The organism is Marinobacter sp. AC-23 (genome assembly GCF_001858325.1).
In the GTDB taxonomy this organism is placed as follows: Bacteria; Pseudomonadota; Gammaproteobacteria; order Pseudomonadales; family Oleiphilaceae; genus Marinobacter.
In genome coordinates this window covers 158,448-181,950 of sequence record NZ_MBPP01000023.1, presented here as the reverse complement: position 1 = coordinate 181,950, position 23,503 = coordinate 158,448, and the positions used below count along the sequence as shown (strand labels likewise).

Genomic DNA, 23,503 nt, shown 5'->3' with positions numbered 1-23,503 from the left:
GATTAGTCCAGGCTAAGGCTTTCCAGATAGTCACGAGCCACCGCATCAGCAGGGGCACCTTCAACAGCCACCTTTGCATTCAGCTTTTGCAGCGTTTCCAGATCAAGCGACTCAAACACTGGCTTTAGCAGCGGGCGTATTTTTGGATAAGTCTTTAATACGCTTTCCCTGATAATCGGTGTCGGTTGATAGACCGGTTGCACGCCTTTAGTGTCTTGCATCACTTTCAGGCCCAGTGCATTCAAACCGCCATCCGTGCCATAGGCCATGGCACCATTAACGTCATTGGAATTAATCGCCGCCGCCCGCAGAGTCGCCGCCGTGTTTCCGCCTGACAGAATCAGAAGCTGATCAGACGTCAGCTTGAATCCGTAGGCTTTCTGGAACGCAGGCAGGGCGCTGGCCGACTCGACAAATTCCGCACTGGCCGCAAATTTAAAGGGCTTGCCGGCGTTTATGTAATCCGCCAAATCTTCGAGTGTTTTGAGGTTGTTCTTTTCAGCCACATCACCGCGCACGCTCATGGCCCAGGTGTTGTTGGCGTTCGCGGGCGTGAGCCAGATAATGCCCTCAGCTTCGCGGTCAAGCTCGGCCGCCATATCGTAAGCCTTTTCGGCATCCTTCCATACCGGGCTGTCTGCCTTATCGTAGAAGAACGCAGCGTTGCCCGTGTACTCTGGATATAGATCAATCTCCCCCGCCTTGATAGCACTGCGTACAATACTGGTGCTGCCAAGCTGTAGGCGGTTTTCTACCGGAATACCTCCGCTCTTCAGGCGCTGCAGAATCATCTGACCAAGGACTCCCCCCTCGGTGTCGATTTTTGAGGAAACCACCACCGGCTCCTGCGCCGAAACCGCGCCGGTTACACACAGCAATGCAAAAGCAAAGCACCGTATCAGCGATTGCGAAAGCACATAGAAGCCCCTACCGGGAATCTGGTTCTTGGATTGGCGCTTTGATTTATATTTTATGGGGCCTGGGAGAGTCACGACCATTCCTCCTGATGATGGGGCTGCATTACGCTGCCTGGAATTCGATGAGTTTGGTGACATTACTATAGCCGACTCCTGCAAATCCAAATGAATTTCAGGTTACGAAGCACTGTGAACGTGCCGACCTAGAGGCCGGGCAGCACCGGTTCCGGTTTCAAAAACGGTGCTGGATCCACCGGGCCGCCCATGTAAATCCCAAAGTGGAGGTGGGGAGGCGTGTTTCTCGCGTTGCCGGTGTTGCCAACGTACCCTAGTATCTCGCCTTTTTTAACCGTGCCACCGGCGTCAGCTGCGAATGAATCCAGGTGGGCGTAGTAGTAGCGGGCACCGCCGAGACCCATTATGCCGCCCGACAGCCACACGTGGTTACCGCCAATGCCTCCGGTACCGGTTCGAACATGTCCATCAACTACTGCGGTGACCGGCGTCCCCTTTTTAGCAAAGATATCCACGCCGTGATGCTCTCGGGCGCCACCATCGCGAGGTGCGCCGAAGCTGCTGCCTATATCACGCTGCGATGCGGCCTCTACCGGAAAGGGCAAGGAGCCACCACTGGCGATAGCCAGCGAATACTCCACCTTGGCAGACAACTCCGGCTGAAGGACAATGCGGTAGTCGCCAGGCTGAAATACAAGCTTGTTTGCGGCTACAGCGTCCGCGCCGAATTCCGCTACGGTTGACCAGCCTTGGCCGTCATTTTCATGGCGTTCCAGGCTGGCGTATAATTGGTGGCCGGACGTATCCAAACGAGAGAGCCGCCATGCCAGCTTTTCTCCCCGGTCAAGCGCCAGCTGAAAGACATGCGCCTCAACCTTATCGTCTGCGAAGGTTTCAGTAGTGCGGAACTGGTCGCCAACTCGAAAAGGCGACTCACTCGCCCGCTCAACCGCGCCCAGCCATTGCTGGCCTAACGGGCTGTCCAGCAGCCCCGACAAGCGCAAACGCCAAACAAAAACATCCCTCGGTGACCAGCCCAACATATCGAAAGCGATATACCGGATTGCGCTTTCGCTGCTTTGAGCTGCGTGCTGTCGAAGGTCAGCACGAGCCGTAAGCATAACGACCAGTAGCGCTAACAGGCCAAAAAGTAGCCACGGCCGCATGAGACGCCTCTCTCGCTTCAACCCCTAATAGCCTCCAGCGCCACACTCAAATTCTCCACTGACCTTTCCACATTGTTCAGCTTCTCCAAGCCAAACAGCCCCATACGGAACGTACGAAAATCCTCTGGCTCGCCGCACATCAGTGGCACACCGGCTGCAATCTGCAGACCTTGTTCGCGGAACAGACTGGTGTTGTGAATATTGATGTTATCTGTGTGCAGCACGACCACACTGGGTGACTCAAAGCCGGGAGCAGCAACGCTTTTGAAACCAGCGTTGTGAAACAGCTCTCGCACCTGTTTGCCAAGTTCTATCTGGCGTTGGTAGAGCAGGTCCGGACCAATTTTTACGGTTTCTAGCATGGCATCGCGGAGAATAACCAAGGTGTCGGTAGGCATGGTGGCATGATATGCGTGGTTGCCAGCCTCATAGGCCTGCATAATCTGAGACCATTTGCGCAAGTCTGCTGCAAAACTGGAACTGGTGGTTCCTTCCATACGTGCAACAGCCCGCTCGCTCAGCGTAATCAGAGCAGCACAGGGTGAAGCACTCCAGCCTTTTTGGGGCGCGCTGATCAGTACGTCCACGCCACAGGCCGCGGTATCAACCCATAGAGCACCAGAGGCTACGCAGTCCAGCACAAACAGACCGCTCACATCCTTAACCGCCTCACCAATCGTTTTCAGATAGTCTTCTGGCAGCACGATGCCAGAGGCAGTCTCTACGTGGGGAACAAATACGACAGCCGGCTTCTCGGCTCTGATGCGCTCCGCCACCTCCTTGGCAGGAACTGGCGCGTAAGCCGCTTGAGCTATGTTATTTGAAGCCTGAGCCTGAAGCACTGTAATGTCATTGGTGATCCGGCCTGCTTCCAAGATCTGCGACCAGCGATAACTGAACCAGCCGTTACGAACCACTAGGCAACGTTCGTCATTGGCAAACTGTCGGGCCACCGCTTCCATACCAAAACTGCCCCCACCAGGTACAATAACGGCCCTTTTGGCGTTATACACCTGCCGAAGCGTGGAGGAAATATCCTGCATAACCTGCTGGAAGGGTGCCGACATGTGGTTTAACGACCGGTCATTGAATACCACTGAGTATTCCAGCAACCCATCGGGATCAACAGAGGGAAACAATTTGGACATGAGTAGGACATTCCTTGCCTGATGCAGTCTGTGAGTGAATCGTTTATGGTATCAGTCTAACAAATCTGGCGTTACGCGCTTTATTTCTTACGTTTTCTGCAAGCCCACTTGTGGAACCCGGCAAAAGCTTATAAATTGACCAGAGTGGCTAATTCCCGCATTTCCTTTATTTATCCAAACAACGCACTAGGTGAGCCTGTGAGAACGCTTTTCTCAGAGACCATTGCTTTTTACCATTTCTGTGTCCGCCACCAGGCAGGCACTATTGGTGTGTTGCCCGCTTTTCTCTTTTCTCGCTGAATCCGCTTTTAAAACGCCGGGTTCGGCGCCCGAATCCTGAAGTTTCGAATGACTAATCATATTTTTTGGAGATTACTATGGCTGATATGCCGGCAATATTAGTTGCTGAAGAAGACTTTAATCGTTTATCTACCCTTATTGAAAAGCAGGGTGATTCCGATGCGGCGGACGGCCTGGACGATGAGCTGAGCCGAGCCACGCTTGTGCCGCTCGCGGAAATGCCCGCCCACGTGGTCACGATGAATTCCCGTGTTCGTTTTCAAAACGAGGATAGCGGCAAGGAACAGGAATTAACTCTGGTCTACCCACATGAAGTGGGTACAGGAGAAGGTAAAATTTCTATCTTGGCACCAGCTGGATCTGCCCTGCTCGGGCTTTCGGTGGGAGAGTCTATAGAGTGGCCAATCCGTGGCCGCAACAATATCCATCTTAAGATCATTAACGTTGCCCGTGAGGGCTAATCGACGGGCAACGGCTACGGGGTGGCCTGCAAAGGCCACCCCGTTAACTATCCTTCTTGACCAGCCGGAACTGCTCAATAGTTTCGCGAAGCGCCTCCGCCATTACGAGTAAATCACCCGCAATACCTGCCGTTTCCTGCGCATCTGTTGATGCCTGTTCCGCCGAACGACTGATCTCAATCACGTTTTGATTAATGGCTTCTGACACATCGCTCTGCTCATTTGCCGCGCTCTCCATCTCTTGGTTCAGAGAGGTAATCTCGCGAACAGCGGTGGCTATGCTCTGCAATTCGGACTCTACTTTCAGAATAGCATCTACCTGATCGCCGGCCATATCTGAGGCTTGGCGCATGGTAGCCACGCACTCCACAACTTCGTTTTTAAGTCCGTTTATGGTGCTACGGATTTCTTCTGTAGAAACCTGGGTGCGTGACGCCAGTGCACGAACCTCATCTGCAACCACAGAGAAACCACGCCCTTGCTCCCCGGCCCTGGCAGCCTCAATGGCAGCGTTCAACGCCAGCAGATTAGTCTGTTCAGCAATGTTAGAGATCTCTTCCAGCATCTTGGCCATTTGGCTGGTACGCTGATTCAAACCCTCGATGCGTTGGGCGCCACCCTGTACTTCCGCATTCAGTGACTCAATGCCTTCTACCGCGTTGCGCGCAAGTTGCTCGCCACTGCTGGCAGACTCGGCGGTTTCTGCCGACTTGCGAGTCGTGTGATTGGCATTTTCACGCACCTGAACGGCCGACGCGGCCAATTCTGTGGTTGCGCTGGCAACTTGATCGGTGTTGTCTTTCTGTGCCAACACTTCACGGCCAGTGGTTTCGGCTTTCGCCGCGATACTGCGGGCGGCCTGCTCCACCTGAGCAGCGTTGTCCATAACCGTATGCATGCTTTCACGGATTTTTGCCATCATGCGATTAAATGCCAAAGAGACTGAACCAATTTCGTCATTACGGGAAACAGCCAGTTCAATCGTGAGATCGGAGTTTCCAGAAATTTCATCCATGCTTTTCTGAAGTCGACGTAGCCTGGAGAAAACCAATCGATTCAAAACCAAACCTGTCAGGAAGAACACCACAATAAAGATCGCGATCTGAATACCACCACTGGCAAACAATTGCTGGTGTAATCGGTTATCACTTTCTACCAGAGAATAGTCCACCACGAATTGCCCCCAAAACATCGCCTTCCTGTGCCTGATGGCAACCCAGGCAATTCACACCCTGGTAGTCCTCCCGCGCAATAACAGTTGATCAGCGTATAAACACGCCCATCTTCGTTAGTTGAATAGCGCTCAACCCGTTGGCCCGCCAGGGCCTTTCGATCTTCAGGTTCACGCCTCTGCTCGGCTTTCGTCCCCTTACCAAACATTTGGTTTAACTGGTCACTGCGAATCACTCTTACATCCAGCACGTCCTCTGGAGCCTTCACCTTGTCCCGAAGCACGTCACGATTACCGATCGTGCCAGTGACCATCATGGTGTTCAGTCCATCAAAATAGGACTTGGCAAGGCCATCTACATATTTGTGACTGAACTCCTCCATGTGACTGCGCTGGGCGTTAGCGCTATAGAGCACGGTAAAAACCAGAACGAGTGAAAACGCAGCGGCCAAGGCAGCGAGCAGCAGAAAACGGATGGAATATTGGTTTTTCATAACAACCTGATTAAATGAGCAAGGAGCACCAGGCTTAACCCGGCATTTTCAAACGCTTAGTGTTATTGACGGCACAGTGGCGGGTAACTTTATAGATACGCGTCAAATTTTTACTGATTCAGGTCAGAATCACGTACGTTCGTTGCTTGGCCCGGAATATGCTTACTGTAGATAACAGACGATCATTTTCCGGCGCGTGTATGCGTGCTGGTGGAGGAATATAAGCCATGTCACTGCTGACATCTCTTATTCAAGCAAGCACCCGCTTCCAGCAATCCCTGGAGAATCGCCCAGCTGCAAACGGCGCGGGAGAACCAACAGCAAAAAGTGCTGGCAGTGCAGAGACCGTGCAACCCGCGGGCCCTGGCGACGACCGCTTCACACCCTCAGGTAACTCTGTGGATGATGCGGGCCGGCTGAAATCGCAAAAATTACCGCTTGCAGATTACAAGCAGACCGTAGGGCAAGATCTTGCCTTTATACGGGAGACGCTGCGGCACAAACTTGCCGAATACAACCTGAACTCGGCCACAGCCGTAAGCGTTAATAAAAACGAGAGCGGCAAGATTGAAGTAGGCGGAACGCTGGTAGAAGAAACCCGCACTCGCATAGAAAATGATTTAAACCTGAATAAAAACTTTGCGGATGCCTTCAGCCGGTTAAGCGTCAACGAACCGACACTGCATTTCATGGATAACGCCCTGAAACTCAATCAGGCCTATGGCGTTAACAACTCACTGCTGGACACACTCATCAGTGAAAACCAACAGTTTAACGGGCTGCAGGATCTCGTACACCGATACGACACCCTGCGCCGCTCTGCCCCCGCCGACCCATTTGGAGCGACAACAAACCGAGGCGCCTACGCGTTTAACCTCAACACCCGGGCCTAAGCACTAGACCTCAAAAGGCGTAGGGTCACCCTTGCCAACCCGGGTAACGGCTGGCACATCGCCGGTGAAGTTCACGACCGTAGTCGGTTCCATTCCGCAAAAACCACCATCAATGATCAGATCCAGCTCATGTTCCAGGGTATCGCGTATATCGTATGGATCCGTCATGGGGTCGGACTCGCCTGGTAAAATCAGCGTACTGCTCATAATAGGCTCGCCAAGCTCACCCAAAAGCGCCTGAACAATCGCGTTATCAGGAACCCGCACGCCAATCGTACGTCGTTTAGGGTGCAGCAAACGCCTTGGCACTTCGCTCGTCGCATCCAGAATGAACGTATAGGGCCCAGGCGTGAAGGTTTTTAGCAGTCGGTACTGAGTGTTATCCACCTTGGCATAAACCCCAATATCAGAGAGATCCCGGCACACCAATGTAAAGTTGTGCTTATCATCCAGCTTACGAACTCGCTTGATTTTGTCTGCAGCGGGCTTCTCACCCAAATGGCAACCAAGGGCATATCCCGAATCGGTGGGATATACAATCACACCGCCACTGCGAAGAATCTCAACGGCTTGTTTGATCAGCCGCTTTTGCGGGTTTTCTGGGTGAATCTGAAAAAACTGGCTCATGAATGCCCTCCGCTCTGATTTTGGACGCCTGAGGCCGCCTGTTGTGTATCTGCCTTGGAGCCACCCATACAATTTGGCGACGTGGGCGCAACTTGCCCAGAAGCCTCCCACTCTTCAGGAGAGTATAGATGTAACGCCAGTGCATGCACGCCCCCGGCCATCTCCAATTCTTCTGCAAGCAATTTATAGATTCCCTGGTGCCGCTTAACCTTCATCTGCCCTGCAAACGCTGGCGATACCATGGTCACCTTAAAATGCGTCTCTGAGTTTGGCGGCACACTGTGCTTATGGCTTTCGTTTTCTACCTGAAGAATGCTGGCGTCAAACGCCTCGCTCAGCTTGGCTTCGATTGTATTCTGGATTTTCATAGCCTTTTAACTCCCACACCCACTAGCTCTAAAGCTACAGTCTACTACAGAAGATGCAGCCTCCCGAACCTTGACACCCAACGACCAAACAGCCACATTCCCAATCCACTTCATCCCAGATAAAACCACCCCAAAAACCATGCTCCTGTATATCGCAGAAAAACCCAGCCTTGGCAGAGCAATTGCTGCCGCCCTCCCAGGCCCCTATCAAAAAGGCCAAGGTTGGATCCGCTGTGGCAAAGGCAGTGAAGCCGCCACGGTAAGCTGGTGCATAGGCCACCTGCTAGAGCCGGCCGAGCCGGCCAGCTACAACCCCGCCTGGAAAACCTGGCGTAAGCACGACCTCCCCATGTTCCCAGACACATGGCAGGTCACCCCCAAAGACAGCGTACGGCAACAGCTCAACGCGCTGGAATCGCTGATCCGGCAAGCAGACACCATTGTCCACGCTGGCGACCCAGATAGAGAAGGCCAGCTGCTGGTTGATGAGGTCATACGATATTTTGGCACTCAGGCGCCGGTAAAACGCATACTGATAAACGATCTGACGCCCGCCGCCGTTGCCAAAGCCATACAGCAGCCCAGAGACAACCTGGAGTTCCGCAGGCTTTCCCACTCCGCGCTTGCACGGCAGCGGGCCGACTGGCTCTATGGCATCAACCTCACCCGTTTTTACACGCTGAATTACCAACAGCAAGGGCAACAGGGGGTTTACTCCGTTGGCCGTGTACAAACGCCGGTTCTAGGCCTTGTGGTGGAACGGGATAACACCATTGAACACTTCGACCCCAAGCCCTATTTCCGCATAGAAGCACGCTTCAAAGCACAGGAAGAAGAGGCCGACCAACAGGTTTTCAAAGCCAAGTGGCTCCCAGACGAACAGTTTCAGGACCACCTGGATGAAGAAAACCGCCTGCTTGATCGCGCAACGGCCGAACACATTGCGGCCAGCGTTCATAGCCGGCCCGGCACTGTAGTAGATTCCCGCTTTAGAGATCGGCCCGAAGCACCGCCTTTGCCGTTTTCGCTGTCCGCCTTGCAGATAGAGGCTGGCCGCCTATTTCGTATGGGCGCAAAAGACGTACTGGATATCGCGCAAAATCTTTACGAGCGCCACCAGCTCATCACCTACCCTCGCTCGGATTCACGGTATTTGCCCGAAGGGCACTATGCCCAGAGGGAGCAGGTTACCGGTGCGATTGCCCGGGTAGCCCCAGATTTGGCAGATGCCTGTAGCAAAGCTGATTTTCGCCGCAAAACAGCGGCCTGGAACGACAAAAAGGTTGATGCGCACCACGCCATTATTCCAACCAGCCGCGCGGTCGCCAACGGCAAACTCAGTGAGGCAGAACAACGAATTTACGGCCTGATCAGCCGCTATTACCTGATGCAATTTTCGGCGGATGCCATACACCGCGAAGGCCGTCTTACCGTGCGGATATCGGAACATCGTTTTCGCGCCACAGAAACCGCAGTACTGACACCAGGCTGGAAATCACTGGAGCTGAAACTTCGGGACAGCAATAAAGAAACTGAGAAATCCCCACTGCCACGCCTGGACAAGGGCGAACCTGTATTCTGCGAAGACAGCGCTGTAAGCGAGCGCAAAACACAGCCGCCCCAGCACTTTACCGACGCCACACTGCTATCCGCAATGACTAACATCGCGCGCTTTGTGACGGACCCGGAGTTACGCAAAACCCTGCGCGAGACAGACGGCTTGGGCACAGAGGCAACCCGCGCGAACATTATAGACACGTTGTTCAAACGGGATTACCTATGCCGGGATAGCCGGCATATCCGAGCCACAGACAAGGGCAAGGTGCTTATCAACGCCTTACCGGAGTCTGTCAGCAAGCCAGATCGAACCGCCGTTTGGGAGGCCACTCTGGACGGCATTCGCAGGGGCGAGGACGACCCCCGTAAATTTCTGGAGGCGCTAAAAGAAGAAATTCGTCAGTTCGTAGGGGGCTCTGTTGGCGCTGCGGCTTCCAGGCAACAAAGCACGGCGCCCAACTGCCCTAAATGCCGCTCACCAATGACAGAGAGAGACGGCAAGTTCGGCCATTTTTTCGCCTGTACTCGCTACCCCGATTGCCGTGGCACACGCCCCATTGAGGACGCGACACCGGAGGATGGTACCGAACAAAAGCCCATCCCCTGTCCCCACTGTTTTTCACCCATGGTGCGCAGAAAAGGGACAAAAGGTTGGTTCTGGGGCTGCAGTAATTTTCCTGCCTGCCGACAAACACTAGATGACGACGATGGCAAGCCTGCAACTCGTTTACGCAAATCTACATAACGACACTGAACACATTGCAGCAATTTGTGATAATTGACTGATACGGCAGGATTTCCTGTATCGCTACCCGCGACACAGAATCGCAATGAGACATCATCTACCCCAGGAGAGGCGCAATGCGCATCGCTCTGCTTGAAGACCAACAAGAACAGGCGCAGCACATTCAGTCCATTTTGTCTGAGCGCGGACACCAATGCGACAGCTTTCCTACAGGTCAAAGCTTTCTCAGCGCGGCGCTACACCGCAGTTACGATCTGATGATTCTGGATTGGCAGATTCCTGACATGACAGGGATTGATGTGCTGAAGAGCGTAAGGGCACAGATCAACTGGCCGATTCCTGTGGTGTTTCTCACTCAGCGCGACAGTGAGGCCGACATCGTGCAGGCACTGGACGCAGGCGCAGACGACTTTCTCGCAAAACCCGCGCGCGCGGCAGAGCTGGCGGCCCGTATCAACGCCTTGGCACGCCGTGCCAATCCAGACAGTGAAAAAGAAGTTCTCAAACACGGCCCTTTTGAGATCAATACGCAGCACCGAACAATCTCCCTGCACGGCGAAGGGCTTGCGTTGACCGACAAAGACTTCGATCTAACCCTGTTCCTGTTTCAGAATCAGGGCCGCCTTCTCACGCGGGAAGTACTCCTGGAACGAGTGTGGGGAATGGCAAGGGATATAAATACCCGGACTGTCGACACTCACATGAGTCGTTTGCGGCGCCGGCTGGGCCTTAACCCAGAAAACGGCTTCCGCATCAAGACAATCTACCAGCGCGGGTATCGCCTGGAGGCTATGAACACCAACATAAATGAGGCCCAGGCAGCAGATCGGGAAGTACAGACTTAAAATGACTGAATGCCCGATACCGTTTCTCGCGAAAGCTTCCTGGCACTGGCTCTTTTGGTGCTGGGCACGCCCGCGTGTGCCGAGCTTTCTATTACCCGTGGCTCGGCGACCGCCGCATCAAGCACCGCCGGCAACGCCGTTCCTGAATGGATTTACACCCTAAAACCTGGCGAAAGCTTTACCGAGGTTGCCAGTGATCTTCTGGTTAAAAGCCATAGTGCCGACCGGTTGCTTCAATATAACGCTATCGAAAACGCCGCTATGCTTGGCGAGGGAGATCGCGTTCGCATCCCTCTATCGTGGCTGAAGAGACAACCCAATCCCGCGCGTGTCACATCGGTTTCCGGTAGCGTGCAGCTAATTTCCGGCATGGATGGCACGAAAAAGCCCTTAACGGAAAACACTCTGATACGAGTGGGCGACGAAGTGCTCACCGCAATGGGTGCGGCAACCGTTACCCTGGCCGATGGCTCGGAAGTTCGCCTATCCCCGGATTCCCGGTTAATCTTCAATCGCCTGACCCAGTACGGCAAGTCCGGCATGGTAGACACACGGCTGAGACTGAACCGCGGAGAAGTCCATACCCGCGTTAAACCAGTAATCGAAGGCGGTGCCCGCTTTGAAATTGAAACCCCCTCTGCCGTCGCCGCCGTTCGCGGTACCGCGTTCTCACTAAAAACTGGGCCACAAGGCACACATTTGCAGGTAACCGAAGGCGTAGTCGATTTCGGGGCGCCAAACCAAACCCATCGAATTCCTGCTGGCTACAGCGCAACTGTTGCAAATAATAATGGCAACAGAGGCAAGCTGAATATTCGCAAGATGCCCCCGGCACCAGAAATAAATCCGCTCCCAAAGGTGCTCACTCAGCTTCCCGCGGAACTGACGTGGAAGCAAAGTTCAGCAACGAACTACCGTTTGGATGTTTTTGAAACCCAAAGCGGGCGCTGGGTCGAGAGCCGGGAAATAAGGGGGAATCGCTTCGATATCGGCCGCCTGGATAACGGCCAGTACGAGGTTCACCTGGCGGTTCTTGGCCAACATGGCATGGCAGGAATGCCCGGCATACTTCCCATAGAAGTTGATTTACAGGCTCGCTCAGCACACCTGCTAGCGCCCGACGATGGCGGCAGTGTAAATGACGACATGCCAGAATTCAGCTGGGCTCTCAAAGGTAAAAACGAAGTGGCTCGGGTTGAGATTGCGGAAGACGATACCTTCCAAAACTTAGTCGCGACCAGCGAATGGGCACCAGGCACAACCGCACTGCCATCTCGCCCGCTGGGGCCCGGCCAGTATTACTGGCGCGTGGTAACAGAAGCCGGTGGAAATTCAGTAGCTACAACGCAGCCGCGCAAACTGGTCGTAAACGGTACACTTCCGCCGGTGCGCATTATCAGCATTAACTACGTAGAAAGTCAGGTTCGCGTGTTCTGGCAGAAGGTCGATACAGCCGTTAATTACCGATTACAACTGGCAGAAGAGCCGAGTTTTAACCGCGTTATTAAGGAGGCTACGCTGCCAGATACAACAGCGGCCTTGCGTCTTATTCCCGGAAGGCGGTATTTTGTGCGCCTGAAAGCACTTTCTGACGGCCCACTACAAAGCCGCTGGGGACCAGGGAGGGAACTGTACCTGGAATAATATCGAATAATCGACACGAACAGCAGGGCTCATGAACCGGGACTGGTTGCCAATAAAAACGACTCCGTGGACACTCGGCCTGGCGCTCCTGCTCGTATTTCTGCTCGCCGAAATGTCGAATATCCCACAGCGTATTGATTACTGGCTTCTGGACTCGGCCATGCTTGCCAGCCCCGCTGCAGCCTCTCCCAATGTAGCCATCGTTGCCATAGACGATCTCAGTCTCGCCCAGCAAGGCCGCTGGCCTTGGCCAAGAAAAACCCATGCAGCTCTTATCAAAAAACTGCAACAGGCGGGCGCAGGAACCATCGTATTTGACGTACTGTTCACGGAACCTTCTACAGACGACACCCTGCTTAAACTCGCCATGCAGGCCCATGGCAAGGTTATTCTGCCACTGCACCTGTCACCCTCCAGTTCCCGCGTACTGCTCAGCGAACAGCTGCCTTCAAGTAAACTGATCAATGCAGCCACAGGCCTTGGCCACGCCCACGTGGAGCTGGACCATGACGGTATCGCCAGAGGGCTTTACCTGTTCAATGGCATGGGGCGCCAACTTTGGCCCAGTCTTGCGCTTGCGGCCTCTGGCGTGGGCCCCAGGAAACCCGATACAAAAGGGTTACCTTCGTTTGTGAACGTGCGCAACGATTACCGAATTGTTCCGCTTGCTGGCGGCGCGGGCACCTTTCCCACCTATTCCTACAACGATGTGCTTAGTGCGTCTCCGGCCCCGGATGCATTCAGTGGCAAGACCGTTTTTGTAGGAGCCACGGCAGCCGGGCTGGGGGACGTTCTGCCAACAGCGTTCTCTGGGCTAAGCCAACCCATGAGCGGAGTAGAGTTCCACGCAAATATTTTTTCAGCAAACCGACAAGGGCTTCTTATCACCCCGGCCCCTGCATGGGCCAGCATAGCCCTGGCGGCTATCACCCTTCTGTCACTGGCTGTACTATTACCGCGAATACGCCATGCCCGCACTCTGATTACATGTATTGCGGCCGGCGCTTGCATTATCGGTTTATACACAGCTCTGCTGGCCGGATTCCGGGTATGGCTTCCTGTCGCCCACGCGCTGATTATCCCCTTGCTCGCCTTCCCCATAGCCAGCGGCTTACGCCTGACCATGACCAGCCAGTTCCTCAACCGACAACTGGATGAGCTGGTTCGTAGCCCAAGAGTGGCCTTGCCCGAGCCAGCAAAGCGCGCACCCATACAGCTTTTAGAACATTTTCAGGCACTGTTTCAACCAGAAGGCTGGTTGCTGGCCGAAGGTGGTGACATTCTCTCCACCCAAAACCTGAGCCTCGCCGAGGTTCCAGACAACCTGGAGCCCGGGGTCTGGCTGCATAAAGGAAACCAGAGCTGGGTTCAGCTATACCGCGGCGGCGCTTGCTACACACTGGGCTTTACCCTGCCCAACGGCCTTAGCAGAGAGGCCATTCAACGCTATCTACGCCGACTGACGCTTTCCAACACGAGCCCTATTACAAAAAAGATCAGGCCCAGCGATACTATTTCGGCGCGTATTGAGCGCGTTAAAGTAGCCACCGAGAGCCTCAACCATATTCAAGAGTTTATCCGCCGCAGCTTCGAGCGTATGCCTGATGGCATCATAGTGACCGATGAACTAGGCATCATCCGCTTTGCTAACGGCCATATTGAGGAGTGGTTTGGGGAGCCCATGCCCAGTTTAGGCGGGCTGCCTCTGACGCGCCTTTTGCAAGGCCACGATCCACGGGAAACGCCACCTTGGCATGAAACTGTGTCTGAAACGCTCACCCTTCTGCAAAGCCGAACGGTAGATCTGAAAATACGGAATAAAGACTTCCTCATTCACTTCGCGCCCTTTGCCCTTCCAGACAGTGCGCAATACGGCATTATTGCCAACATTTCTGATATATCCGAACTGAGAGAGCAGCAGCGCCAACACCGGGAGGCCATAGACTTTATTTCCCACGATGTACGCTCGCCTCTGGTGTCACAACTGGCACTTATTGAGCAGTTGAAGCGTGACCCCACGCATATCGGCCAAAGCCAGCTAGAACAACTGGGGCGACTGGCAAGGCGAAGCTACCACCTGGCAGAAGAGTTCGTTCAATTGGCGCGCGCCGAGCAGCTAACAGAAACCCGTTTTTATGAATGCGAATTCCTGGCCATTGTAGAAAATGCTCGCGACAGCGTGAGTGAGCAAGCAGTGGAGAAGCGCATCTCCCTGCAGCTGCAAGGTACGGAGGACCTCTGGTTACGGGGTAATGCAGAACTACTTGAGCGAGCAGTCATCAACCTGCTAACCAACGCTGTGCAGTACAGCCCAGCGGGCTCTGCTGTGAGTATTCAGGTGTTTCGTGCCGGGCATCAGGCATGCTTGACGATTGCAGACGACGGTACTGGCATAGACCCAGAAGAACTGCCCCATTTGTTTGACCGTTACCGCCGGCAAAAGCGCAGCGAGCTGGCGGGTATTCACGGTGCCGGGCTGGGGCTTTCATTTGTAAAAACAGTGGTAGAGAAACACCGGGGGGAGATTTATGTGGTCTCCAGCCCCGGGGAAGGTTCATCTTTTACACTTAAACTTCCGATTGCCAGCCCGATGGCATGAACGTTCAGGATTCAAACGTCTTTTCGACCGTGATAGAAGGAGCACTCCTTAAACCATCAGTATCCTCTACCGAAATGCTGAAATACCAAGTTCCTGCGCCCAAGCCACTGATTTTGTGAGCCATATCCACCCCACCCTCTCCAGGTACGATAACCTCGCGGTTCAAGCTTTCAGCATCTTGGCCATAACTAATAATGTATTTTTCGAGCTCATATAACTCGATGTCCTGATTGTTTGCCCTGGACCTAGGGGCGCTCCAGCTGAGGACTGCTGCTCTCTTCGCCTCGGGAAGAATCGACTCACCAACAGAAGCTCCCGTGTCTGATCCTAAAGAGCCAGCCCCTGCGCTTGCATCGGTAGAATCAGAAGAACCACCACACCCTGTAAGCACAATCCCAAAAGTAAACGCGGCGATCCATGCCTTTGACATTTTAATGACGCGTTTCATATCTATTTAACACCAATTAATCGTCGGATTTGATAAATTATACAAAACGCCGCGAATTATCGATGTGATACCCGTCATCAATCTAGTTAAGAAATCGTCAATATTCCGTCAGAAATCGGTAATGTGACGACTAAATTAACGCGAGTTGTTGATTGTCCAGGCAAATTTTCGCCCAGCTCTTAATGTGCAGGTTTTTAGAGGGGATAAAAAAATAACAGATGATATTTCGGGGTTGTATTCCGGTATTAAAAAGGCTTAAAGGCATTCTCTGATTGCAGGCATCTGATCAGTCCCGCTCCAGGAAACAAAGCAGTCTTCCCCAGCTTTGCCGCGGGTAATCTGGCCATTCTCCATTTCGTATTCCACGAAGCTCGGGCGCGAGACAAAACATCTATCCCGGGCTCTCGGGCCAGCGTAGTTTTTATGGACATTTAGCGGAGGGTGCGTCCGTACGCCAAGGGCAGCTCTGCAAGTAGTATATTCCGCCGAACCAAATGCTCCTGCATCACCGCCAGCTCCTGGCTCGCCATATGTTCGGCAATGGCGAGAAGCTCTCCGGTGGCTCGGTCTTTCAGTCTTTTCAGAGCTGCGGATTGCTTACGGTGGACTTTGGGTTGGTTAAATGGCGTATGCCTGCCAAGTTCACGCCAGCTGGAGGGTACAAGCGTACTGCCTTTGCCCTGATCGAGTGCGAGGGATTGCCCGGATGGGTCGAAATCGAAAAACCACGCCAGTTTGTCTGCGGGCTGACGGCTAACTATGTCTGCAACAGCACGGACATTTTCCCGGTGCCCACGGTACAGAATGACTGAATTCTTGCAGGACCCAGGTAGCTGGAAATCCGACCAGTAGGGCATCAAACCTCCGTTTTCGATGATCACCAAATTCTGAGTTTGAAGATGTTCGGCGTCCAGGAAATCCGGCCGCACGCTGACTACACTCCCCTGAGGTGTTGTGACGTCTTCACCACTCACCCTTACGTTTGCCGCACCTGCAGTTGCCAGTACAAGCAGCTGGCCGAAGACTGAATCAGGGGTGAGCTTTTCACTGGCATCAAGACGCGCCATCGTCATGCGGCCACCGGCGCGGGTGTCAAACTGCGGGTCCAGGCCATGCTCGGCCACAACGTATTCTCGCAAGCGTTGCTTGTCTAAGGGCGTAAAATGGATTTCCCTGCCTAAAGCTCGCCCTACTCCGTTTTCTGCGCAGATCTTTTCCCAGGTTTGATTACGCTGAACCTTCGACTTACCGCCCCTTAGCAGGCGCTCAATGGCAGCGATTTCAGCCGGCATTGCTGTGCCTCAGAGTCAGGTCAGAAACCATGACATTATCTGGATAAACCCGGTGCGGAATCTGGTGATAGACCACTTCAATGTGCCTCTGATCACCGTCGGGCAATGATTCAATTTCCGAGACAATGGCCTGCAGCCAGTCGGCTTTATCTATCCCCAGGCCCGTGCTGGTCAGCGCCTCAGAGGCAAGAATGGTTCGCTCACCAAGAGCTCCGTCTACAACCAGCTTGATCAGCTCCTCAATTGCCTCTTCTACTGGGTCGTCGTCTTCAACTTCCGTTTCACCTGCTACGTCAAAGTTAACGGTATTCACGTCATCCGGAATGGGTTCGTCTTCAATTTCAACGGGAACAGTGCGAGCCTTTGCTGCAATCTCTATCAGCTCAAGGTCATCGGAGGAATCGTAAATATCGCCGAAGCCCTTTATCTGGAACGGGGCTACTGTATTCAGGAATTCCGGAACATGCCTCAAATCCAGATGGTCAATGGCAGGCTCAAAGCCCCGGTTGTTAATGAAGTGTGCCTCAAAGGCTCCAACCATTCGGCTCAGCCGCTGATCCTCGCGCATGCGCACCAGCATTTTACGCAGCTGGTTAAGGGCGTAGGAGAGGTTCTTCTGTGAAGACTCCAGTGTAGCCGGCAGGTGTCTCAGCAACAGCCGTTTGAGGAACGCATCAGAGCCTGCTTGCTCCGCCAGCTCCCGAATACGAAAGCTCTCAAACAAGGTAATCAGGCGCCCTGCGCGCTCAATAACCCGCTCGTTCTCACGGATGCGCAAGTTCAGATCGGTGATGTAGGCGAAGCCGGTGTTGATGTAGGTTGCGAAGGCATCCGTTGCATTTCGGATGTCTTCGATCACATCCGCAAGGCATTCCTTGATTTCACCTTCCAGCCGATCTATATCACTCAAAGCCGATCGCTTCTTGGCCTCTTTGTATTCCTGGAACAGCTCACTGAGTTGCTGCCAGAGAATATGCACCTGGGCACTGGCGTAGCGGCGCCTCTCCGATTCGGTGATGTGATCCAGAAACTGAACCAGAACTTTTTTCAGCTGTAAATCTTCGGATTCACCAATGCGCCACACCAGGCGATGGTGTTCAAGGGTTTCGATCAGGCCAAGGTTGTCATCCGAATCGGGCACACGATTGCCGTTTCGCAGGTGCGCCTCCAGAATCGCCTCACCATACTTGGCCAAGGCCCGGAGGGTGCCATGGGCATCTTGAGCGCGAGCCATTAGTGGAGCCTCATCTGCTCAGAGTCTGCTTCGTCAGATCCCTGAATACCTTCGTGGGTCTGGATAAACGTCATGGCGTCGTACAGCCAGCTCCAACGGCCGGTGGCCCGAAAAAGGCTCCCGCTGGTGCCAACAGGCTTCAGGTATCCCATTTTCTCCAGGCTCGAGAGAACCGCACGAATTTGGCCGGCCGAATCTGCACGCTTGGTGTGAAACACCTTTTTTTCCGCCAACGACCGCAATTTGGACTCCAGTGCCGGGGCTGCTGCAATGCGATCCAGTATGGCGCCTTCAGATAGCTTGTCGCCGGGTAGAATCGGGCGATCGTTTGCTTCCAGCATCATTACCAGCCGAAGGAACTGCACAAACGCCTCAAGATTGTTGGCTACATCCCGGAACTGATGGCGGATCGCCTCTTTGGTGTCTGCGTCCGAGGTGTCCAAGTACGCACAAACAAAGGCGTCGTGAGCGCTTGTCTGGCGCAGTGTTCGGTTAATCTGCCCTAGAAACCGGTTTACCGCGTCCTGATTGCCCGGTAAAAGCAGGTAGTTATAAAGCTCGTCGTCACTGACTTCACAAATCACCCGTTCCTGCAGCAGGGCCGTCACAGTTCGCTCGAATAACGGACTACTCATGGCTTGTCACCTCTTCTGCTTTTCCTTGCCCACCCTGGCTCACGCTGTTGAACATCTGCGCATGCTTTCCTTCGCGGGTAGACGATTCGTAGGTATGAACCCGGCCCTGCTTGAGTGAGATTTTGTTCTCGAAGAACTTGCGCAAGCTTCGATCCAGTTTGGGGCAGGCGGAAATCATGGTCAGGTTGTTGGCTTCGAGCATATTGGCCAGATGGGAAATGTTATTAGGACTGAGCGTGGCCAGCTCATCAATGGGCCAAGTGATGCGGGTGTTCAAATCCGGGCACAGATAACGCGTAAGCCCCATGAACACGGTCATGATCGCAAGGTACGTCAGTCCGGTGGAACTGGCAGACAGGAAGTCGGCGTCTGTGCGGATCACCACCTGCCGGTCGTTCTCTTTCATTTCCAGACGCATGTCGATCATCGATTCGACACTGTCCTTCACCTTGGCATCATTCAGAGTGTCGGAAACCAGCTTGAAGCGCCTTAAAATGGCATCGCTTGGCAGTGAGCGGCGGTTCATGTGAACCCATGTTTGCCACTGCTCCACAAACTCTTTCAGGGGCTGCCAGGTTTCGTCCTCATAGATTCGGGGTTCGAGCACAACCTGAATATCGCTGAGGCTTTCTATCTGTTGGTCTGTGTTGATCTTTCGCTTCAGCAGGCTGGAAACCGCTTTCACCTCACGGGCCATTACCTCCAGGCTGTCGAAATACTTCACCAGGCTACCGGCCTCTGAGACAAACTGATCAATCAAGGCATCACGCAACTGGGGAATATCGGTATCCAATAGCTCACGCAAATCCGGAACCCGCGCCAGCTTAAAGCTCTCTTCATGGTCCAGCACATCGCCGGTCATCTGGCCGCGCCTGTGTGCCGACAGTTTCTGCCACGCCTGCTGAATCTGGGTGTTGTCATACCGGTTCAAAATGGCGGTGGCTTGGTCAAATGTTCCCACCACTTCTTTGCGCAGCTGCTCCAACTTCTGGTAGGCACCCTGAAGCTCCTGGGTGAGATCGCCGATATTACCTGGGAAGCCTTCAGCAAGTGTCTCTTCCGGAAAGTGTTTGAGCATGCCTTCTGCAGCTTCGGTTTGATCCCGTAGCACCTTAATTGCACCTTGGTGCTCTGCAATCGAGATCTTCAGCTTGCTGTCTTGCTCCTTCCACGAGCGCTCTGCTTCCTCGCGCTTTCGGACAGCAGCCTCACGCTGCGCCTTAGCTTGGTTGGTTTGTTCGGTAAGCGCCTCAACCTTGCTCCACTCCTGTTCGCGCCATTTTCGATAGCCACGCACCAAATCCTCAGACGCCACAATGCTTTCGACGGTGTCTTTGAGCTTTGCCAGCGTCGCTCGCGCTTTCTGAACCACCTTCGGATCAATACCTTCCTCAGAAAGGCGCTGATCGTATATCTGACGTTTTTGTTTGAGCCGTGCTTTATGCTCCGCCTCTGCCGATGCAATCAGCTCACCCTGCTGATCTATGCTGGATTTCAGCTCAGATTCTTTCTCTGCCCAATGTCCACGCATATCCAGCATCTGCTGCTGAAAGCCGGACTCAACATCGCGAATACCCTCGCCAGTTTGCTCATCAAAGGCTTTCAGCGTGTGCTGAACCGCATCCAGATCCTTTGTGATCTTTGCAATCCGAGCAGCTTGTGCTTCTTTGACACGCTGGCGCGCATTGGCGAGCTTGTTCTGAGCGTTGCTGCGAGTACGCTCAACTAGCGAAAACTCTGTTTCCAGCCGATCCGCAGCTTCCGCACGGGCTTTGTATGTTTCGTGCCGGCGCTGGGCGTCGCGCTCGGTTTCCGCCCGCTGTTTGATTGCAGCCTGGCGTTCCGCATCTATGCTTCGGCTACGTTCCTGCAACGCATCTTCGGAGGCGGCAAAATCCGGTACTGGCAAAGCATCCAAGGCAAGTTGCCAGCCATAACAGCTGTGCCACTGGCATCAAGATCGCGGGTAGGCGTGAGATCTTTTCTGTGCAGAAGCTGCGGATTAACAACCTTCGCCAAGCGGCTGCCCCACTCTGGATCCTGGGCACGCAACTGTGATAACCAGGTACCGTCTTCGGGTGCGATCTGCTTCTGAAGCTCGTTAAACCTGTTTTCCAGCTCCTGGACTTTTACATCCATGTGCTGAACTTGTTCCTGGGCCGATTTCCAGTCGCGATCCGCCTGATCCCTTTTGCGGCCGGCTTCCAAACGATTTTCGTGCGCCAGGGAGACCTGTTCAGAGGCTTCTTCCGAGGCCTGCTCAGCGACCGCAATCTCCTGCTGCTCTGCTTCCGTCTGGCCGGGGCTTTGCCTAAGTGCCGACAGGCGGGCCTGTTCGTTCGTCAGCTCCGAGCGCTCCATTGAGCGGGTATCTTTGTATTCCGAAACCGCTGTCACTTGGTTCGTTTTGATCGCATTCAGCTTCAAATCGTAAGCGTGCTTGGCAGAGGTCAGCGCATCACTGGCCTCTCTTAGGCGTTGCTGGCGCTGGGCCTGATGCTTCTCATGCTCGCGCTGGATGCTTTGCTTCTCAAGCTCATACTCGCCCTCAATGGCCGACGCCTTACCGGTCAGGCTGTCGTAATCTGCCTGAGCGGTTGCCTGGCGCTGTCGGTAATCGGCCAGGTTATCAAAACCCTGCGCCAGGTCTGGCAATTCATCGGCTTCATACTTATCGTTCTGCTGGTGCAGAGCCGCTACTCGCCCATCCAGAGTTTCGAAATCGGCATTGTGGTTGGTCACCAGCCGCGCCAACTGGTGGTCGCCGCCTTCAAACTCCGCTCGCCTATCGGTTCTCTGCGTCTCAAGCCGCTCCTTCTGCTGGCCCAGCTCACCCACTTTCTCCCGAGCTTCCTCAACCGTTGCAAACAGGTTGGCGACCGTTTTATCAGCTTGCTCAAGTATCGCTCTGCGCTCGGCGTCCTTTCTCAGGCATTCACGGATTTTTTCTTCCTCACCTGCGAAGGCAGAAAGACTCTGTATATCCGCAATCAAATCTTTGCGATCAATGGCCCGGGGCTTGGCGTGCTGGTGGATGTTTTCAAACTGCGTCTCGCAGATCATCGCCTTAAAGCTGCTCAAAAGCCGATGCTTATTCAGCACCACGTGGGTCAGCCGTTCAATGTTGGTCATCTGGGTGTCGCTGTCACCCAGGCCAAATTCGGCCGCAAGCGCACGAAGCGCTCGGGCATCCGCAGGAAGCCGCTTCAGCAGTTTTTGGTTGCGCTGAATAATTGCCCGGTAATTGGTAATTGTATCGATGATTTTCGAAACCGCTGTGCCTTGCCTACGAAGCGCTGCGAATACGTCGTCTGCGCTGGCGCCAGCCTGAAGCAGTTCTTTGATCTCTGGTGCGAAGAAGGTTTCTTCTGCAGACCCGGCTATAAATCGGTAACAGGGTTTTCCCTGAGCATGGCGAAACATTACGGCGCAGTGGAGCCCCGTATGCCGGCGGTACTCAAAAATGATGAGACTTTGAAAGGTGGGCAGGTAGTAGTCCAGAAAGGACAGCTTGCCCGAGGCCTTGGTGACTATCCGCTCTGGCTCTTCGCCAAAAAAAGCCGGGACAAGCGCCAAGACAGAGGTTTTACCCGCCCCGTTCACACCTCCCAGGTGCGTGCGTTCGCGGCAGTCGATTTTGATGGTTCGTCCCTTCACTTGCTTGAAGGAGTGGTGCAGGACGATGCTTTCTAATCCGTAGCTTACAGTCTCGACAGACAAACTGATTTCCCCGTAACGGCAGGTCGTTCTTGATAGCCGCAGTATACAGGGAATAGTTACGGGACAAAGCCACGGAGCTGAAGCAAACATCACTCAGCGCCGTTGGAGGGGCTTACCCTTCCAACGGCGCTGAGCTGGTTTATCAGCTGTTGAGCTTGGCTGCTATTTGCGCGCCATGGTTTCCATATGGCCGTACATAGAATAATAAACAATCAGAATTTTAGTCATTTATGCTTCCTCTTTTGCATTGATTAAGGTGAATCTGTACTTCTTGTTGCTTATGCAACGTCTACCAGTACGAGTTCACTGTCTTCGTGAGCGCTAACCTTAAGCAGCACTTCGTCGCTAATTGCGACACCGTCGCCAGCAGAGGCAACTACTCCGTTAATTTCTATCTTGCCGCTCGCCGGCACCAGATAAACCTTGCGCCCCTCAGCGATGCGGTATTCGACACTCTGTCCTGCTTCCACAGTTGCTGCTACCAGCCTGGCGTCCGTGCGTATCGGCAACGCCTCATCATCACCCGGCAAACCGCTGGCGAGGGTGACAAAAGACCCACTGCGCTCGCCCTTGGGAAACGGCTTGGTACCCCAGGCCGGAGGAAGGCCGGTTTCATTGGGCATGATCCAGATCTGAAAAATCTGGGTGGCCTCGTCCTCTTCATTGAGCTCACTGTGAGCAATGCCTGTTCCGGCACTCATCACCTGTACATCTCCGGCCTCGGTGCGGCCCTTGTTTCCGAGATTGTCCTGGTGCGTAATAGCACCCTTGCGAACATAGGTGATGATTTCCATGTCGCGGTGCGGATGACGCGGAAAACCAGATTGCGGAGCAATCGTGTCATCATTCCATACCCTGAGATTCCCCCAGTGCATGCGCTTTGGATCGTAGTACTCAGCAAATGAAAAATGATGGCGGGTATCTAGCCAGCATGGTGGGCGCCGCCCAGTTCGCTGTGGGGTCGAAGTTCAATCATTGTAGAATCTCCTGTTTCGAGTAGATCGTAACGGTAAGATCATATTGCCTTAAGGAACCAGGACGACCTTTTCAGACCCACCCTCATTTACCTTATGGTAGGCCGCAACTGCTCCGAAAGCGGATGCTCGTTAAAGCCATCAGAAACCGGTACACGTAAGACCAGAGAGACATAACCGCCGTTGGAACTGAACAATGCTTATGCAAATTTGGAGTTCATTTTAATCCCTCAAACCTTGGTCTGTTGAT

19 protein-coding genes and 1 pseudogene are annotated in these 23,503 nt (G+C 53.9%); 6 read left to right on the top strand and 14 right to left on the bottom strand.

What is annotated here, in order from left to right:
- Nucleotides 1-2: 2 nt before the first annotated feature.
- The 3 genes from BCA33_RS09055 to BCA33_RS09045 form a co-directional block, all read right to left on the bottom strand.
- On the bottom strand, nt 3-902 hold the full coding sequence (locus tag BCA33_RS09055) for an ABC transporter substrate-binding protein (protein ID WP_071265203.1): 900 nt from the start codon (nt 900-902) through the stop codon (nt 3-5).
- A 218-nt stretch (nt 903-1,120) separates the two neighbouring features.
- Nucleotides 1,121-2,098 carry a M23 family metallopeptidase gene (locus tag BCA33_RS09050; RefSeq protein ID WP_254774287.1) on the bottom strand — a complete coding sequence of 326 codons (978 nt, stop codon included), beginning with the start codon at nt 2,096-2,098 and terminating at the stop codon, nt 1,121-1,123.
- A 17-nt stretch (nt 2,099-2,115) separates the two neighbouring features.
- The gene (locus BCA33_RS09045; protein ID WP_071265140.1) at nt 2,116-3,246 is read right to left on the bottom strand and encodes an aminotransferase class V-fold PLP-dependent enzyme; all 1,131 of its coding nucleotides are present in this window, start codon (nt 3,244-3,246) and stop codon (nt 2,116-2,118) included.
- A gap of 377 nt (nt 3,247-3,623) precedes the next feature.
- Between BCA33_RS09045 and rnk the strand changes: the two genes are divergently transcribed.
- Nucleotides 3,624-4,007, top strand: coding sequence for a nucleoside diphosphate kinase regulator (gene rnk, locus BCA33_RS09040; protein ID WP_071265138.1), 384 nt, complete (start codon nt 3,624-3,626; stop codon nt 4,005-4,007).
- Between the two features lie 43 nt (nt 4,008-4,050).
- On the opposite strand, the gene BCA33_RS09035 is transcribed toward rnk, so the two are convergent.
- Both BCA33_RS09035 and BCA33_RS21660 read right to left on the bottom strand, forming a co-directional pair.
- Complete coding sequence (locus BCA33_RS09035) at nt 4,051-5,181, bottom strand: methyl-accepting chemotaxis protein (protein ID WP_254774286.1); 1,131 nt, start codon at nt 5,179-5,181, stop codon at nt 4,051-4,053.
- The gene (locus BCA33_RS21660) at nt 5,160-5,672 is read right to left on the bottom strand and encodes a hypothetical protein (RefSeq protein WP_254774285.1); all 513 of its coding nucleotides are present in this window, start codon (nt 5,670-5,672) and stop codon (nt 5,160-5,162) included. The genes BCA33_RS09035 and BCA33_RS21660 overlap by 22 nt, the downstream gene beginning before the upstream one ends.
- Before the next feature lie 227 nt (nt 5,673-5,899).
- Between BCA33_RS21660 and BCA33_RS09030 the strand changes: the two genes are divergently transcribed.
- Nucleotides 5,900-6,565, top strand: a complete 666-nt coding sequence (locus BCA33_RS09030) for a hypothetical protein (RefSeq protein ID WP_071265136.1) — start codon at nt 5,900-5,902, stop codon at nt 6,563-6,565.
- A gap of 3 nt (nt 6,566-6,568) precedes the next feature.
- Here the strand turns inward: BCA33_RS09030 and BCA33_RS09025 are convergent, their stop codons facing one another.
- The gene (locus tag BCA33_RS09025; protein ID WP_071265134.1) at nt 6,569-7,192 is read right to left on the bottom strand and encodes an L-threonylcarbamoyladenylate synthase; all 624 of its coding nucleotides are present in this window, start codon (nt 7,190-7,192) and stop codon (nt 6,569-6,571) included.
- Nucleotides 7,189-7,560 carry a BolA family transcriptional regulator gene (locus BCA33_RS09020; RefSeq protein WP_071265132.1) on the bottom strand — a complete coding sequence of 124 codons (372 nt, stop codon included), beginning with the start codon at nt 7,558-7,560 and terminating at the stop codon, nt 7,189-7,191. Before BCA33_RS09020 ends, BCA33_RS09025 begins: the two co-directional genes overlap by 4 nt.
- 139 nt (nt 7,561-7,699) lie before the next feature.
- On the opposite strand from BCA33_RS09020, the gene BCA33_RS09015 reads away from it, so the two are divergent.
- The 4 genes from BCA33_RS09015 (at nt 7,700) to BCA33_RS09000 (ending at nt 14,950) form a co-directional block, all read left to right on the top strand.
- Nucleotides 7,700-9,862, top strand: a complete 2,163-nt coding sequence (locus tag BCA33_RS09015) for a DNA topoisomerase 3 (protein WP_071265200.1) — start codon at nt 7,700-7,702, stop codon at nt 9,860-9,862.
- Between the two features lie 116 nt (nt 9,863-9,978).
- A complete protein-coding gene (locus tag BCA33_RS09010) occupies nt 9,979-10,707 on the top strand; it encodes a response regulator transcription factor (protein WP_071265130.1) in 729 nt (242 codons plus the stop codon).
- 9 nt (nt 10,708-10,716) lie between these two features.
- Nucleotides 10,717-12,351 (top strand): FecR domain-containing protein, encoded by a 1,635-nt coding sequence (locus BCA33_RS09005; RefSeq protein WP_071265128.1) that lies wholly within the window; start codon nt 10,717-10,719, stop codon nt 12,349-12,351.
- A 31-nt stretch (nt 12,352-12,382) separates the two neighbouring features.
- A complete protein-coding gene (locus tag BCA33_RS09000) occupies nt 12,383-14,950 on the top strand; it encodes a CHASE2 domain-containing protein (RefSeq protein ID WP_071265126.1) in 2,568 nt (855 codons plus the stop codon).
- A gap of 4 nt (nt 14,951-14,954) precedes the next feature.
- On the opposite strand, the gene BCA33_RS20485 is transcribed toward BCA33_RS09000, so the two are convergent.
- From BCA33_RS20485 to BCA33_RS08960, 7 genes and pseudogenes are all read right to left on the bottom strand, one after another.
- Nucleotides 14,955-15,398 carry a fibronectin type III domain-containing protein gene (locus BCA33_RS20485; protein WP_175469740.1) on the bottom strand — a complete coding sequence of 148 codons (444 nt, stop codon included), beginning with the start codon at nt 15,396-15,398 and terminating at the stop codon, nt 14,955-14,957.
- 431 nt (nt 15,399-15,829) lie between these two features.
- A complete protein-coding gene (locus BCA33_RS08990) occupies nt 15,830-16,690 on the bottom strand; it encodes a hypothetical protein (RefSeq protein WP_071265124.1) in 861 nt (286 codons plus the stop codon).
- Entirely contained in the window at nt 16,680-17,924 is a 1,245-nt protein-coding gene (locus tag BCA33_RS08985; protein ID WP_071265122.1) for a hypothetical protein, read from the bottom strand. Before BCA33_RS08985 ends, BCA33_RS08990 begins: the two co-directional genes overlap by 11 nt.
- Complete coding sequence (locus BCA33_RS08980) at nt 17,924-18,559, bottom strand: hypothetical protein (protein WP_071265120.1); 636 nt, start codon at nt 18,557-18,559, stop codon at nt 17,924-17,926. The genes BCA33_RS08985 and BCA33_RS08980 overlap by 1 nt, the downstream gene beginning before the upstream one ends.
- Nucleotides 18,552-20,477 carry an ATP-binding protein gene (locus tag BCA33_RS08975; protein ID WP_083394687.1) on the bottom strand — a complete coding sequence of 642 codons (1,926 nt, stop codon included), beginning with the start codon at nt 20,475-20,477 and terminating at the stop codon, nt 18,552-18,554. Before BCA33_RS08975 ends, BCA33_RS08980 begins: the two co-directional genes overlap by 8 nt.
- Entirely contained in the window at nt 20,408-22,279 is a 1,872-nt protein-coding gene (locus BCA33_RS08970) for an ATP-binding protein (RefSeq protein WP_175469738.1), read from the bottom strand. Before BCA33_RS08970 ends, BCA33_RS08975 begins: the two co-directional genes overlap by 70 nt.
- A gap of 278 nt (nt 22,280-22,557) precedes the next feature.
- Nucleotides 22,558-23,255 (bottom strand): annotated as a pseudogene (locus tag BCA33_RS08960) (pirin family protein).
- Nucleotides 23,256-23,503 lie beyond the last annotated feature (248 nt).

Coding starts and splice junctions, on each gene's coding strand:
- BCA33_RS09050 (WP_254774287.1), bottom strand. CDS start 2,098: ATGCGGCCGTGGCTACTTTTTGGCCTGTTAGCGCTACTGGTCGTTATG.
- BCA33_RS09045 (WP_071265140.1), bottom strand. CDS start 3,246: ATGTCCAAATTGTTTCCCTCTGTTGATCCCGATGGGTTGCTGGAATAC.
- rnk (WP_071265138.1), top strand. CDS start 3,624: ATGGCTGATATGCCGGCAATATTAGTTGCTGAAGAAGACTTTAATCGT.
- BCA33_RS21660 (WP_254774285.1), bottom strand. CDS start 5,672: ATGAAAAACCAATATTCCATCCGTTTTCTGCTGCTCGCTGCCTTGGCC.
- BCA33_RS09030 (WP_071265136.1), top strand. CDS start 5,900: ATGTCACTGCTGACATCTCTTATTCAAGCAAGCACCCGCTTCCAGCAA.
- BCA33_RS09025 (WP_071265134.1), bottom strand. CDS start 7,192: ATGAGCCAGTTTTTTCAGATTCACCCAGAAAACCCGCAAAAGCGGCTG.
- BCA33_RS09020 (WP_071265132.1), bottom strand. CDS start 7,560: ATGAAAATCCAGAATACAATCGAAGCCAAGCTGAGCGAGGCGTTTGAC.
- BCA33_RS09015 (WP_071265200.1), top strand. CDS start 7,700: ATGCTCCTGTATATCGCAGAAAAACCCAGCCTTGGCAGAGCAATTGCT.
- BCA33_RS09010 (WP_071265130.1), top strand. CDS start 9,979: ATGCGCATCGCTCTGCTTGAAGACCAACAAGAACAGGCGCAGCACATT.
- BCA33_RS09005 (WP_071265128.1), top strand. CDS start 10,717: ATGCCCGATACCGTTTCTCGCGAAAGCTTCCTGGCACTGGCTCTTTTG.
- BCA33_RS09000 (WP_071265126.1), top strand. CDS start 12,383: ATGAACCGGGACTGGTTGCCAATAAAAACGACTCCGTGGACACTCGGC.
- BCA33_RS20485 (WP_175469740.1), bottom strand. CDS start 15,398: ATGAAACGCGTCATTAAAATGTCAAAGGCATGGATCGCCGCGTTTACT.
- BCA33_RS08990 (WP_071265124.1), bottom strand. CDS start 16,690: ATGCCGGCTGAAATCGCTGCCATTGAGCGCCTGCTAAGGGGCGGTAAG.
- BCA33_RS08985 (WP_071265122.1), bottom strand. CDS start 17,924: ATGGCTCGCGCTCAAGATGCCCATGGCACCCTCCGGGCCTTGGCCAAG.
- BCA33_RS08980 (WP_071265120.1), bottom strand. CDS start 18,559: ATGAGTAGTCCGTTATTCGAGCGAACTGTGACGGCCCTGCTGCAGGAA.